Annotated in this window: 13 protein-coding genes; 12 read left to right on the top strand and 1 reads right to left on the bottom strand. The window is 56.4% G+C overall.

The genetic code is table 11. The features are described 5' to 3' along the window. Positions 1 to 8 precede the first annotated feature (8 nt). The 3 genes from lspA to ispH all read left to right on the top strand — a co-directional run bounded on the left by lspA (position 9) and on the right by ispH (position 2,037). Positions 9 to 512: a signal peptidase II gene (gene lspA, locus ACQKIK_RS05290; protein ID WP_241530241.1), complete on the top strand. Its 504-nt coding sequence runs from the start codon at positions 9 to 11 to the stop codon at positions 510 to 512. Further along, positions 505 to 942 (top strand): FKBP-type peptidyl-prolyl cis-trans isomerase, encoded by a 438-nt coding sequence (locus tag ACQKIK_RS05285; RefSeq protein ID WP_127838446.1) that lies wholly within the window; start codon positions 505 to 507, stop codon positions 940 to 942. Before lspA ends, ACQKIK_RS05285 begins: the two co-directional genes overlap by 8 nt. 150 nt (positions 943 to 1,092) lie before the next feature. Then, a complete protein-coding gene (gene ispH, locus ACQKIK_RS05280; RefSeq protein WP_499134987.1) occupies positions 1,093 to 2,037 on the top strand; it encodes a 4-hydroxy-3-methylbut-2-enyl diphosphate reductase in 945 nt (314 codons plus the stop codon). On the opposite strand, the gene ACQKIK_RS05275 is transcribed toward ispH, so the two are convergent. Further along, the gene (locus tag ACQKIK_RS05275; protein WP_499134986.1) at positions 2,038 to 2,538 is read right to left on the bottom strand and encodes a GspH/FimT family pseudopilin; all 501 of its coding nucleotides are present in this window, start codon (positions 2,536 to 2,538) and stop codon (positions 2,038 to 2,040) included. It lies immediately after the preceding gene. 131 nt (positions 2,539 to 2,669) lie between these two features. Between ACQKIK_RS05275 and ACQKIK_RS05270 the strand changes: the two genes are divergently transcribed. From ACQKIK_RS05270 to speA, 9 genes are all read left to right on the top strand, one after another. Continuing rightward, a complete protein-coding gene (locus ACQKIK_RS05270; protein WP_499134984.1) occupies positions 2,670 to 3,230 on the top strand; it encodes a GspH/FimT family pseudopilin in 561 nt (186 codons plus the stop codon). After that, positions 3,227 to 3,643: a type IV pilus modification protein PilV gene (gene pilV / locus ACQKIK_RS05265; RefSeq protein WP_255963048.1), complete on the top strand. Its 417-nt coding sequence runs from the start codon at positions 3,227 to 3,229 to the stop codon at positions 3,641 to 3,643. The genes ACQKIK_RS05270 and pilV overlap by 4 nt, the downstream gene beginning before the upstream one ends. Positions 3,644 to 3,645: 2 nt before the next feature. After that, entirely contained in the window at positions 3,646 to 4,761 is a 1,116-nt protein-coding gene (locus ACQKIK_RS05260) for a PilW family protein (protein ID WP_499134982.1), read from the top strand. A gap of 10 nt (positions 4,762 to 4,771) precedes the next feature. Then, the gene (locus tag ACQKIK_RS05255) at positions 4,772 to 5,278 is read left to right on the top strand and encodes a pilus assembly PilX family protein (RefSeq protein ID WP_255963046.1); all 507 of its coding nucleotides are present in this window, start codon (positions 4,772 to 4,774) and stop codon (positions 5,276 to 5,278) included. 14 nt (positions 5,279 to 5,292) lie between these two features. Beyond that, positions 5,293 to 9,624, top strand: a complete 4,332-nt coding sequence (locus tag ACQKIK_RS05250) for a pilus assembly protein (RefSeq protein WP_499134979.1) — start codon at positions 5,293 to 5,295, stop codon at positions 9,622 to 9,624. Continuing rightward, complete coding sequence (locus tag ACQKIK_RS05245) at positions 9,624 to 10,067, top strand: type IV pilin protein (RefSeq protein WP_305852405.1); 444 nt, start codon at positions 9,624 to 9,626, stop codon at positions 10,065 to 10,067. Before ACQKIK_RS05250 ends, ACQKIK_RS05245 begins: the two co-directional genes overlap by 1 nt. 34 nt (positions 10,068 to 10,101) lie before the next feature. Further along, positions 10,102 to 11,190 carry a glycine oxidase ThiO gene (gene thiO / locus ACQKIK_RS05240; RefSeq protein WP_499134977.1) on the top strand — a complete coding sequence of 363 codons (1,089 nt, stop codon included), beginning with the start codon at positions 10,102 to 10,104 and terminating at the stop codon, positions 11,188 to 11,190. A gap of 386 nt (positions 11,191 to 11,576) precedes the next feature. Beyond that, a complete protein-coding gene (locus ACQKIK_RS05235) occupies positions 11,577 to 11,948 on the top strand; it encodes a translation initiation factor Sui1 (RefSeq protein WP_241530248.1) in 372 nt (123 codons plus the stop codon). Between the two features lie 118 nt (positions 11,949 to 12,066). Beyond that, positions 12,067 to 13,980 carry an arginine decarboxylase gene (gene speA, locus ACQKIK_RS05230; RefSeq protein ID WP_241530249.1) on the top strand — a complete coding sequence of 638 codons (1,914 nt, stop codon included), beginning with the start codon at positions 12,067 to 12,069 and terminating at the stop codon, positions 13,978 to 13,980. Positions 13,981 to 14,074 lie beyond the last annotated feature (94 nt).

Below are 14,074 nucleotides of genomic sequence, written 5' to 3'. Positions count from 1 at the left end.
GCGTCGGCATGACCTCGCGTTTCGGCAAGCTCACCTGGCTGTGGCTAAGCGTGTTGGTGATTGCGCTGGACCAGGCGACCAAACATTACTTCGAGGCCAACTTCAGCCTGTATCAGAAGGTCGAAGTGATCCCTGACTATTTCGCTTGGACGCTGGCCTACAACACGGGCGCTGCTTTCAGCTTTCTCGCCGATCACTCCGGCTGGCAGCGTTGGCTATTCGCATTGATCGCCATCGGCGTCAGCGCCGTGCTGGTGGTTTGGATGAAGCGCTTGAAAACCGGCGAGACCTGGCTTGCCGTAGCCTTGGCGCTGGTCCTGGGGGGCGCCGTCGGCAATCTTTACGATCGCGTCGTACTTGGACATGTCGTCGATTTCATCTTGGTGCATTGGCAGAACCGCTGGTACTTCCCGGCATTCAATATCGCCGACAGCGCTATCACCATTGGCGCTGTGATGCTGGCGCTGGATATGTTCCGTAGCAGTAAAACGGGAGAAACGGTAAATGACTGAACAGCGCATCGGGCCGGACATGCAGGTGACCCTACATTTCGCGCTCAGTATGGAAAACGGCGAGCAGGTCGACACGACCTTCGATAAACAGCCGGCTACCTTTAAAGTGGGCGACGGTAACCTGCTTCCCGGTTTTGAACAGCAGTTGTTCGGGCTCAAGGCGGGTGACAAGCGCACCTTTCAGATTGTCCCGGAACAGGGCTTCGGCCAGCACAACCCGCAGAACGTGCAAACCATGCCGCGCAATCAATTCGAAGGTATGGAGCTGTCCGAAGGGCTATTGGTGATCTTCAATGATGCAGCCAAGACGGAGCTGCCGGGGATCGTCAAAGCTTTCGATGATCGTCAGGTAACCGTGGACTTCAACCATCCGCTGGCCGGCAAATCGCTGACATTCGACGTGGAAATATTCGAGGTTAAGCCGGTCTGAGTATCGGCTGGCTAATCAAGCTGCTCTGCAGACCAAAGTCGTTGGTTAGGCGTGTTAACCACCGCCAGCGTGCTGGTACCGGTTTCGCTTCTTGCACCTGACCAAGCAGTACACTCCACAACTCACCCGCCCAGAGCGTCGAGAACCCACATGCAAATCAAACTCGCCAATCCGCGTGGCTTTTGTGCCGGTGTCGACCGCGCCATTGAAATCGTCAACCGTGCGCTTGAGGTGTTCGGGCCGCCGATCTACGTGCGCCACGAAGTCGTGCATAACAAGTTTGTGGTGGAGGACCTGCGCGAGCGTGGCGCTGTCTTCGTCGATGAGCTGGACCAGGTGCCGGACGGCTTCATTGTCATCTTCAGCGCTCATGGCGTGTCCCAGGCCGTGCGGATGGAAGGGGAACGGCGCGGTCTCAAGATATTTGACGCTACGTGCCCATTGGTGACCAAGGTCCATCTGGAAGTGACCAAGTACAGCCGGGAAGGGCGCGAATGCATCCTTATCGGCCATGCAGGCCACCCGGAAGTAGAAGGCACCATGGGGCAGTACGATACGGCCAATGGCGGCTCGATCTATCTGGTGGAAGACGAAAAGGATGTTGCTGAATTGCAAGTACGCAACCCGGAAGCCCTGGCGTTCGTCACCCAAACAACTCTGTCGATGGACGATACTAGCCGTGTAATCGACGCTTTGCGCACACGCTTCCCGAGTATCGGTGGCCCGCGTAAAGATGACATCTGCTACGCCACCCAGAATCGTCAGGACGCGGTCAAGCAGCTCGCGGCTGAGTGCGACTTGGTATTGGTCGTGGGCAGCCCGAACAGTTCGAACTCCAATCGTTTGCGCGAGCTGGCGGAGCGGATGAGCACGCCGGCATATCTCATCGACGGCGCGGAAGATCTCAAGCGCGAATGGTTTGAGAACGTCGATCGGATCGGTATCACCGCTGGCGCTTCAGCGCCTGAGGTGTTGGTGCTTGGGGTGATCGACCGGCTGCGCGAGTGGGGTGCTACGGGTATGGACGAGCTTGATGGCCGGCCCGAGAACGTGACGTTCTCGATGCCGAAGGAGTTGCGGCTAAAGGCAGTGTAATCAGTCGGAGCATCCGTTTTCCGCCAGTTCTTCCATGCGAGCACGGCCTCCCGCATTCACAACGATCTTCCTAGTGCGATTTGGGCTGCAGACCAGGATGCTGCCGGCCAGGAATGCACCCGATGCTTGTCTGGTGCGTCCGGAACCCATGTAGCCAATATATGTTGATAACGCGCTATTACCCTGAATCTGAAGGTTCGATTCATCTGAGTGGCTGAACAACAAAATCTCGCCAGCGTCCTGTTGCGCATTCTGGTTCCGGTCAATAAAAATCACCCAGCCTCGCTCCCATCCGCCCGTGGCCTGCATGACCACAAAGGCGTTGCGTTTGATTGCCTCATGTCGCGCTTGGCTAATTGAGCTAAGAAGCAGCCTGGACGTGGCTTCAACTTCTGCCTTTACAAGCGAATCATGAAGCTGCGGTACTGCCACCAATAACGTGACAGACAAGACAGAAAGCGTGATCAGAAGCTCGAATAATGTGAATCCGCTGGGTTTCATCGCATGCGTCCTTGCGTTGTTTTCCTACCACGACCGACCATCGTCCTAGATTAGCCGCACATCCGTGCCGGGCAGACTTTAGGTTCGCGCCTTCCTAAGATGCAAATCAAAATAGTGGGATGAATCCATAAATGCGACGCCATCAACAAGCTTTTACCCTGATCGAACTGATGATCACCATAGGGATACTTGCGATCGTATTGGCTGCAGCGGTTCCTGCATTGTCCCAGTCGGTCAGGAATGTCCGGCTCAGCTCGCTCATCAATGATCTTACTACCTCAGTGACCTATGCGCGTTCCGAGGCCGTCAAGCGAAGCCGTAGAGTGGTGATTTGCCGAGCAAATGCTGCGCGCGACAATTGCGACTACGCGGACGGAAATTGGTCGGCGGGATGGCTCATTTTTGTTGACTCCGCAGCGTCCGATACGGCTACGCCCGTGTACGTTGCAGCCAACCTGCTGCGAATCTCCGACGTGCCGCCGTCAGCAAGCACGGTCACCGGGCGTAGCGGGGCTACTGGAAGAGGCTGGGTGCGCTACACAAGTATCGGAACCCTCGCCAGAGCGTCCGCCAGCACTGATGTCTTCAGCTGGGACGTTAGCTTGGCGAATGCGGCGGCCGAGCGCGCGCGCACCGTCCAGATTGGCTTGGCGGGACGTACTAGCATATGCAAAGGAACTGTATGCGAATGAATTCTAAGAAGGGAAGCTCAGGCTTCAGCTTGATTGAAGTGTTGATTGCGCTGGTGATTATTTCTGTTGGTTTGATTGGGCTAGCAGCGTTGCAGGCCAGGGGGTTGCAGTACAACCAAGGGGCCTACTTGCGTTCGCAGGCCAACGTATTGGCCTACGACATGATTGACCGCATGCGGATCAATCGAGCCGATGCTCAAGCGGGTGCATATAACCTTTCACTATCGGCATCTGCACCTAGCGGAAGTACTTTGGCTGCGCAAGATCTTGTCGATTGGCTTGGGTTGCTAGCTGGCAGCTTGCCCGCCGGAGACGGCGAGGTCAGTTGTGATGTAACGCTCTGCAGCGTCCGGGTGACTTGGCAGGAAGCGGATGGGGCTACGTACGAATTCAATTACCAGACACGGATTTAATTATGAAACGAGGCCAAGCAGGGCTGTCTCTGGTTGAACTGATGATCGCAATGGTCATTGGTCTGGTATTAATGACTGGCGTGTTACAGATATTCCTAGGCAGCAAGCGCGTATATACAACGCAAGATGCGCTTTCGCGAATACAGGAAAATGGACGCCTCGCAGTTGATTTCTTAAGCCGTGATACACGTATGGCTGGCTATGCAGGTTGTGCCAGTGGAGCTAACAGCAGCTTGCATAATGGACTAAATATCAATCCATCGACTGCGTCCCATAAGCTTTTGTTCGACTTCGAGATGCCTGTTGAGGGGCTCAACAACGTAGGCACTATCTCTGGCTGGGGATCTACTGTTACGCCGGTCGCCGGAACAGACCTCTTGTTTGTCCGTGGGGCTTTCACTGGCGATGTTGGGATAAAAGCGAATAACAGCAGTGGCAATCTTAGAGCCGAAACGAACTCCCCGGTTATCGCTGGAGAGGATGGCGGGCCTGATTGCACAGCCAACGGCTCGCTTTGCCAGAATGATGTCGTGATGATTTCCGATTGCGCGAAAAGTCGAGTGTTTCAAGTGACCAACTTGAACGCGGATGGGGCTTCTGCTGCGTTAGTAGTGCATGCGGCCGCAGTGAATCCTGGCCCTGGCAACGCGTCGCCTGCTAGTTGGGGGGGCTCATCAGCACCGCCTGAAGAGGTATTTGGGGTTGAATCCGAGCTACTGCGCGTTAGCACTTTGGCTTATTTCATCGGTGAGAACCCAGCAGGGAGGCGAGCGCTGTATCAGCGTGCCGGCACCAGTGCCCCAGTGGAGCTGGTCGAGGGCATTCAAGACATGCAAATCACCTATGGATACGACACGTCCGGCGATGGTGTGCCGGACTCTTACGTGACGGCAGCCTCTATTTCAAACGCAGACCGAGCCACGCACGTAGCCAACTGGGCGAAAGTCACCAGTGTTCGCGTCGCGCTGCTATTGCAAAGCAACGACGACAATATTGTCGAAACGCCCCAACAAATCACTTTCAATGGAAGCACGGTAAACCCGTCGTCAGGTACCCAGGACCGTCGTTTAAGACAGGTCTTTGTATCCACTATCGGTATTCGCAGCCGTCTGGACTAGGACTTTGAACATGGGAAATTCAGCGAGCAATCAGCGCGGCGCTGTTCTTATAGTGGCCCTGATTATGTTGTTACTTCTAACCATCATCGGTCTTGCGGGTATGCAGGACTCGAATTTACAGGAATCGATGGCAGGTAACATGCGCGATCGCAATATAGCATTTCAGGTCGCTGAGGCCGGATTGCGTGCGGGTGAAAACGAGTTACGTAAAGCCACCATTACCGCGCCTGTTGCAGCGCCGGTTGCCCGTCCGGGCGACCCTTGTTTTTGGTGGTCGTGCGGGAGCGGAACTGTATTCAACTGGGCTGCAAGTCCGGCGGTCACGGCGACCCTCAACTATGGTGTGCCCAACCCGCAATATGTCATTGAACTCCTTCCAGCATTGCCTGCAGCCACGACCGGCAACAGTGCTAAGTTTGGTGAGGACACCCTGTCCCGCGTATATCGCGTGACCAGCCGCGCCGGTGGCGGCACAGGCGACTCTGTCGTCGTACTGCAATCGACCTTCAAGCGCTGATTCAAGGAACAAGCATGAAAAACTGGATTTCAAAGTTTGCGCTTAAGGCGTGCGTCAGTGCTGTGCTGGTGGGTTCAATAGCGACTTCCGCTAGCGCGGTAACCCTGAGCAACGTGCCGCTGTTTCTGAATGCGCCCGTGGCGCCAATCGTCATGTTGAATATGTCCAAAGATCATCAGCTTTTCTACAAGGCGTACGATGATTATTCGGATGTGAACAAGGATGACGTGCTTGACACTACTTACAATCATCAGATTGATTACTATGGTTATTTCGATACCCAAAAATGTTATGTATACAGCAGCGGACGTTACGAACCGGCCAGCTTGACGGCTGATAGGTACTGTAACAGCGGAACCACGACTGGGCAGTGGGCGGGAAATTTCCTGAACTGGGCCACGATGACCCGTATCGATGCAGTCCGGAAGATTCTCTATGGCGGGCTTCGCTCTACCGATTCGACAACTGAGACAGTTCTACAACGCGCTTTTTTGCCAAACGATGCGCATAGTTTCGCAAAGTATTACCGTGGCTCCGATTTGCCCAAGTTAGTTGGCGTCGCAGTTGGAGATTTTTCCGAATCTTCTGCCGCAGGTCTAACTATTTGTAACACGACAGTAGAGTCCGGCGGCTTTTCGCATAATTCCACTAGTGCACCGCTAATGCGCGTAGTGAAAGGCAATTACTCACTTTGGGCAGCGAACGAGCGTTGGCAATGCAGATGGTCAGGTGAGCAAAACAAAAGCAACGGCAACGATGCGAGCAAGACCGGAATCAAGGCTTATTCCAGCAGTCCTTCGAAGCCTGGCGACTCGTCGGATGGCGGCGATTTCAACGTTCGGGTAAAGGTCTGTGCCAGCGCTTCCATGCTTGGAAGCGAAAAATGCAAGGCCTACAACTCAGCCACCGGTACTTCTCTGAAGCCAATTGGCTTGCTGCAGACATATGGCGATAGCAACCTAATTAAATTCGGCTTGATGACAGGGTCATACAGCAAGAATAAATCCGGTGGTGTGTTGCGCAAGAACGTGTCGAGCATGAATGATGAAATAGACCCCGAGACGGGCGTATTTCTAACTGCGCCTGCCACCGGTGGGATCATCAGTATGCTCAACAAACTGACCATTTATGGCTACGATTTTGGGGATGGTACATACAATAGCGGTAGCGGTGATAACTGCAGTTGGGGAAAGTCGTCCTTTAATGACGGTCAATGCACTAACTGGGGTAATCCGCAAGCTGAGATCTATCAAGAATCGCTCAGCTACTTGTCTGGAGGTTCGCCTCGCTTCGCTGTGTCAAATCCAGACAAAATCAGCGGTTTGAGTTCTGCCGCCTGGAGCGCTCCGATAACCAGCGAAAACTCTTGCGCGCCCTTGAACATCATTCAATTCAACGCAAGTACTACGTCTTACGATGGTGACAACCTGTCAACGTTGGGCGCGCCGACCAACAGCACCAATACAGTGGGAGCCGGAGAATCGATCACTGGAGGCACCTTCTTTATTGGGAAATCCGGCACCTCTACCGATGGGCTGTGCACGCCGAAGACCATCGCTGACCTTTCGGACGCATCCGGTACTTGCCCTGATGCGCCCCGGCTGGAAGGGACGTATAAAATAGCCGGCCTTGCTCACTACGCCCGTACGCATGATCTGTTACCCGCGCTTTCCGGAAACCAGAAGGTTAAGACCTACGGCGTTGCTTTGTCGCCCGCGGTGCCCAAGGTCGAAATTCCTCTGGGGCAGGGAAAGAAAATAAGCATTCTGCCAGCTTGTAAGAACAGCTCTATCAACGGCAACTGCGCCATCGTGGACTTCAAGGTCGTTGAGGCTTCCAGCTCCAAAGGGAAGCTCTATGTCAATTGGGAAGACAGCGAGCAGGGCGGCGACTACGACCAAGACATGTGGGGTGTAATTGATTATTCCATTTCAGGGTCGACGATCAGTGTCACCAGCCAAGTGATGGCCCAATCCACGGGCGACAAAATGGGCTTTGGTTATGTCATAGGCGGTACCGAGTCGGACGGGTTCCATGTGCATTCCGGCATTAATGGCTTCCCTTTCCCGACGGACCCTAACCCAGGTGCCGGCACCGACGCGTCGGGCTCTTGCCGCAGCAGTGGAACTGACGGGCGGTGCGACGTAGCCAATGCCACCGCTCGTACCTACGTGATTGGCAACACCTCAGCCAAATCGCTCGAGCAACCGCTGCACTACGCGGCAAAGTGGGGCGGCTTCGAGGACATCAATAATGATGGTAAGCCCAACACGGTGGACGAGTGGGACGCGGACGGTGATGGCGTCCCAGATACCTATTTTTTCGCCAGCAACCCAGCTCAACTAGAAGCGTCATTGGCGAAAGCCTTCGAACAGGTTGCGGCGACAGCATCCTCGTCTGCGTCGGTCGCCACCAACTCGACACGGCTAGATACGGAGACGCTGATCTATCAGGCCCGTTTCGACAGCAACGATTGGAGTGGTCAGCTTCTGGCGTACCGAGTGGCGGCGGGGGGAGACATCAGTGTCGTGGCGTGGGATACCAATCAGTCTGGCAAAATACCGTCGCCAGGCAACCGCAAGATCGTGACCTGGACAGGCACCGGCGGAGCAAATCTTGAATGGGACTCTTTGAACAGTTCCCAGAAGGCGGCCTTGGCTGGAGCTAGCAGCCAAACCCTGACTGCGGCGCAAGTGACCCTTGGGCAGAGACGACTGGCTTGGCTTAAAGGGGTCCGAGATCATGAGCAACCTGCTGGAGATTTACGTAAACGCAAGTATCTGCTAGGTGATGTCGTCAACTCCGACCCAGTGTTCGTTGGCGCGCAGGATTATGGGTATAGCCGGCTGCCTTCAGGTACGCCGGGTGCCGATTCATATGCGACCTACGTGGCTGCGAAGGCAGACAAGGCCCCTCTACTGTTGGTTGGCGCTAACGACGGAATGCTCCATGCGTTTAACGCCACGACAGGCGTAGAGGCGTTCGCCTACATGCCTAGTAAAGTCTTCAACGATATACGCAAGATCACCGCACCAGACTACGGAATGGTATCCAATCCGCATCGCTATTTTGTTGATGGCCAGATTTTCATCGGCGACGCCTACATCGACGATTCCTGGCGGACTATTGCGATCGGAAGCTACGGAGCAGGTTATCGTGGCGTATTCGCACTGGATCTGACTAACGCAGGCACCGGTACCGGTTTCAGGCCTTCCGATGTTCTGTTTGAGCTTGATGATGCCAATTGGGCGGACATAGGCAATGTCATGAGCCCCGGTATTATCGGCCGTCTCCCTGATGGCACCTGGGGTGCTGTATTTGGTAACGGTTATAACAGTCAGAATGAACAGGCAAAACTGCTGGTGGTTAACCTGGCTTCTGCGACGGATCGGGTTGCCATCGCGACAGCAACTAGCGCAGCAGCAAACGGCCTGTCCGGGCCTGCCTTGCTAGCCAATGCGCAGCGGACCCTTATCCAGGCTTATGCAGGCGACCTCACAGGAAACCTGTGGAAATTCGCTTTCACACGTAATAACTCGACGACTCGAGACGATTGGAAGGTGGCTTACAAAAGTGGCAGTACACCTGCTCCGCTCTTTAAAGCAAAAAACGCTGCTAGCCAGGCGCAGCCCATCACCTCAGTTCCCGAGCTGGGCTACAACCCGGACGGCAACCGTCTGATGGTCTTCTTCGGGACTGGAAGTTATTTCATGCCTGACGATGTGGTCGTGCCGACCCCGCCCGATACGTCCAGGGTGGAAAGCTTCTACGGGCTTGTTGATGCTGACGCTAAGATATCTCAGGCGAATGATGATGCCCGTAGCTCATTGGTAGCACAGACCATTTTGTTGGAGAAGAACGTTGGCTCGCTGTCATTGCGCAAGGTTTCCAACACCACGGTCGACTACAGCAGCAAATCCGGCTGGTATCTGGACTTGATAAAGCCAAGCATGAGCGGAACCACTGGCAGGCAGGGCGAGCGGGTGGTGAGCGCGCCGATATTGCGCAATGGCCGGATCATTTTCCCGACTGTCATTCCGTCCCAAAGCGTTTGTTCGGCTGGCGGCGACAGCTGGCTAATGGAACTTGACGCCTGGAGCGGGGGCCGTCTTGCTTATGCGGTCTTCGACGTGAACGGCGATGGCGTGATCAATGACCTCGATCTGGTCGACGGTGATCCAATGAGCGGCAAGAAGTCCAGGCAGGGCATCATCAAGACACCCGCGATCATTTCTGCCGGCGACATTGAATATAAGTTTGCGAGTGGCACTGCGGGCGGGATTGATGTCACCGTCGAAAAAGGCGGCGCTAACGAAGGGCGGCTTTCCTGGAGGCAATTACGCTAATGGCTAGTTTCAAGAGATCTACTGATGCAGGGCGCAGCGCGGGTTTCACACTGATCGAGCTAATGATCGTTGTGGCCATCATCGGCGTTCTGGCTGCGATCGCTTACCCGAACTACCGTGAGTACGTGATGAAGGGCAACAGAAGCGACGCGAAGGCGGCTTTGACCCGCTCCGCTCAGGAACTGACGCGCTGCTTCACTAGTTTCAATCGATACGATCACGATGATTGTGCCGAGGCGACCCTCTATGACGCGACCTACGCGTCGGCTGAGGGGCACTACGCGCTTACGGCGGTGATCAACCCCACTACGTTTGTTCTCACGGCCACTGCCGCCGGCACGCAGTTGGGCGATACCAGCTGTAGGACGTTCACGCTTTCCAATACGGGTGCTCGCACGGCTGCGACCTCAGCGCCCGCCGACTCTACTGCGCGCTGCTGGTAACATTCCAGGCATTAATCATCGCTTGGAGATATCAGTGACCATTTGTGTAGTCGGAGCGGGCGTGATTGGTATGCTGTCGTCACTGCAGCTCGCCGAACAGGGCGCCTCGGTAGTATTGCTCGATCAGCAAAGCGCCGGCACCGAAGCCTCCTGGGCCGGTGGCGGTATTGTCTCGCCGCTATACCCCTGGCGTTATAGTGCAGCGATTACAGCACTGGCGCATTGGTCGCAGGACTACTACCCGGGGCTCGGCAAGGCTTTGAAGCAGCAGAGCGGGGTCGATCCGGAGGTTCATGAGACTGGGCTGTACTGGCTGGATCTAGAAGATGAAGACCAAGCCCTGGCCTGGGCACGCCGCCATGGTCGGCCGCTGCACCCCGTAGACATGGAGCAGGTACATACCGCTGTGCCTTCGCTTGGCGATGGTTTCTCAAGTGCGGTGTACATGCCAGGCGTCGCCAATGTCCGTAATCCTCGTTTATTGCAGGCGCTGCGTGCAGCGTTGGCGAAGCTGCCCAATGTCACGATCATCGAACATTGCCCTGTAAGCGGTTTCATTAATGAAGGTGCGCGAGTCGTCGGCGTGCAAACGGCGAAGGGCGAGATGCGTGCCGAGCAGGTTGTCGTCGCGGCGGGCGCCTGGAGTGGGCGGCTGCTTGCAACACTGGGGCTCGAGCTTCCGGTCAAGCCCATGAAGGGGCAGATGATCTTGTTCAAGTGCGCCGAAAATTTCCTGCCGAGCATGGTGCTGGCCAAGCGGCGTTATGCGATTCCGCGGCGTGATGGTCACATTCTCGTGGGCAGTACGTTGGAGGATGTCGGTTTCGACAAGACGCCAACCGAAGATGCCCTGGAAAGCCTCCGAGAGACGGCTATTGAGCTGCTTCCTGGGCTGGCTGATGCCACAGTGGTCAAGCATTGGGCGGGTCTGCGTCCTGCTTCGCCTGAGGGCATTCCTTATATAGGGCCGGTGCCGGGCCGCGAAGGGCTTTGGCTCAATTGCGGACATTTCCGAAACGGGCTGGTATTGGCACCTGCTTCATGCGAGCTATTGACCGATCTGATGCTGGATCGGTTGCCTTGCATCGATCCCGGGCCGTACGCTCCTGCTGGTCGACTCTGATTCTGGTCTTGCCAAGGATCTGGTGTGCACTGTGCATTGATGACCAGCCCGGCGCTGATTGGGTTCGATTGTCGGGCGCGTCGTTTCGTTGGACCGTCATGTCCGACATCTACACCTTTCTGAGGCGCATCGGCATTCTGCGCGGGTTGAACCTCACACAACACTGTCGTTACGTATGAGTAGCCGACACTCAAGAAGCAGAGCGGCGGGTTTTTCAGCAGTCTGAACGCCGCATTCATCACTCCGTGCGGTGCTGTCGTGCTATTCGGCGGTGTTTGCAGCAAAGCGCTGCGCAGCCCTTCGAGTGCGCTGGTTTTGCTGTTAAATTGAACGGCTTTGTGGCGCTGAGTCTTGTCGCGCCGATTTCTGTGTTCAAGAGGTTGTGTGTGGCCAAGAAAACCACGTCCCTTTCCGGCCTTGGCGGTTTGGTGTTTTCCACCGACGCGGGGCGCCACTGCCCAGGTTGCAGTCAACCGCTGGATGCCTGTATTTGCAAGACGACCACGATACCCGAAGGCGACGGTATCGCTCGTGTTCGCCGGGAAAGCAAAGGGCGGGGTGGCAAGACGGTCACGACTGTTACAGGTGTGCCACTTGCCGAAGCTGAGCTGAAGGACTTGGCGAGCGCACTCAAACGTCGCTGCGGTACAGGCGGCTCGCTCAAGGAAGGCGTGATCGAGATCCAGGGCGACCATGTTCAATTGCTCATCGATGAACTGATCAAGCGCGGATTCAAAGCCAAGAAGTCAGGCGGTTGAACGTCTGATCAATTCAATCAGGCGTGCGCTTATTTCCCGGCGCGCCGGCTGTCCGATCCAGATAGCCCTGTTGTCGCACCATGCTCGACAGACTCATCCCATTTCGAAGGAGGCCTAGATGCCTGTAAGACGCACACGTAAAGATGACGGCAGCCAGTGGACCGCAGCGGACAGCCGTAGCGTCTACGGTATCCGGCACTGGGGCGCAGGCTACTTTTCGATCAGCGATGAAGGGCATGTCGAAGTGCGTCCGCAAGGTCCCAGCGGCGAGGCTATCGAATTTACGGGGCTGATCGAGCAGTTGCGCGATGCCGGTTTGACGCTCCCGTTGTTGGTGCGCTTTCCCGATATTCTGCAGGACCGCGTGCGTCGTTTGACCGGCGCGTTCGATGCCAATATCGAGCGCCTGGAATACCAGAGCAAGTACACCGCGCTGTACCCGATCAAGGTCAATCAGCAAGAGGCGGTGATCGAGAACATCATCGCTACGCAGAACGTCTCCATCGGTCTGGAGGCGGGCTCCAAGCCCGAACTGATGGCCGTGCTGGCGCTGGCGCCTAAGGGCGGCACCATCGTCTGCAACGGCTATAAGGACCGTGAGTTCATCCGTCTCGCGTTGATGGGCCAGAAGCTCGGCCACAACGTATTCATCGTCATCGAGAAGATGTCCGAAGTCGGGCTGGTGATCGAGGAAGCGGCCGAGCTGAAGATCCTCCCGCAGGTTGGTCTGCGTGTGCGGCTGTCTTCACTGGCGTCGAGCAAGTGGGCCGATACCGGCGGTGAGAAGTCCAAGTTCGGCCTGTCGGCCGCGCAGCTGCTTACCGTCATTGACCGCTTCCGCGCCGCGGGCGTCGATCAGGGTGTTCGCTTGCTGCACTTCCACATGGGCTCGCAGATCGCCAACCTGGCTGACTACCGCGATGGCTTCCGCGAAGCCATCCGTTATTACGCCGAGCTACGTGCGCTGGGGTTGCCGGTCGATCATATCGATGTGGGTGGCGGCCTCGGTGTCGACTACGATGGCACGCACTCGCGCAATGCCAGCTCGATCAACTACGACATCGATGAATACGCCGGCACCGTGGTCGGGATGCTCAAGGAGTTCTGCGATCGGCAGGAACTGCCGCACCCGCACATCTTCTCCGAAAGCGGCCGGGCCATGACCGCGCATCACGCCGTGCTGGTCATGCAGGTCACCGACTTCGAACGGCACAACGATGAAGCGCCGACCATCGAGAACTACGACGAGCTGCCAGAGATCGTCCAGGCGCTGGCCGATCTGCTCGGTCCAACCGATCCTGAAATGGTTACCGAGACCTACTGGCGCGCCACTCACTACATGAGCGAGGCCGCAGCGCAATACGCGTCCGGCAAGCTGAGCCTGGCGCAAAAGGCGCTGGCCGAGCAGAGCTACTTCGCCATCTGTCGCCGTCTGTACAACCAGCTCAAGGCGCGTCAGCGTTCACACCGCGCGGTGCTCGATGAGCTCAACGATAAGTTGGCCGACAAGTACATCTGCAACTTCTCGGTATTCCAGAGCTTGCCGGACACCTGGGCGATCGACCAGATCCTGCCGATCGTGCCGCTGCAGCGTCTGAGCGAGGAACCGGTACGCCGCGCGGTGCTGCAGGACCTGACCTGCGATTCCGACGGCAAGATCAAGCATTACGTGGACGAGCAGAGCATCGAGAACAGCATGCCGGTGCATGAGATCCAGGCGGGAGAGGAATACTTCCTCGGGGTGTTCCTGGTAGGGGCCTACCAGGAAATTCTCGGCGACATGCACAACCTGTTCGGCGATACCGATTCGGTCAACGTCTATCAGCGCGAGGATGGCACCTTCTACCACGCCGGCATCGAGACCCATGACACCATCGAAGACATGTTGCGCTACGTGCACCTGTCGCCCGAAGAGCTGATGACCTACTACCGCGACAAGGTCTCCAGTGCGCGGCTCAGCGCCAAGGAACGCACTCAGTACATCGATGCGTTGCGGCTGGGCCTGACGCGTTCTTCCTACCTGACGCCCTGATCCAGTTATTTATGCTGGCATCGGGAGCAATCGAGCACCGATCGCCAGCAAGCTAGCTTCTATCGGACCGTAGGGTGGATGTCGCCTTTTATAT

The sequence above is a fragment of the Pseudomonas sp. NPDC047961 genome, from assembly GCF_050272435.1.
Classification (GTDB): Bacteria; Pseudomonadota; Gammaproteobacteria; order Pseudomonadales; family Pseudomonadaceae; genus Stutzerimonas.
Note: the sequence above shows the minus strand (reverse complement) of the source record. Positions and strands in the feature narration are given on the sequence as shown.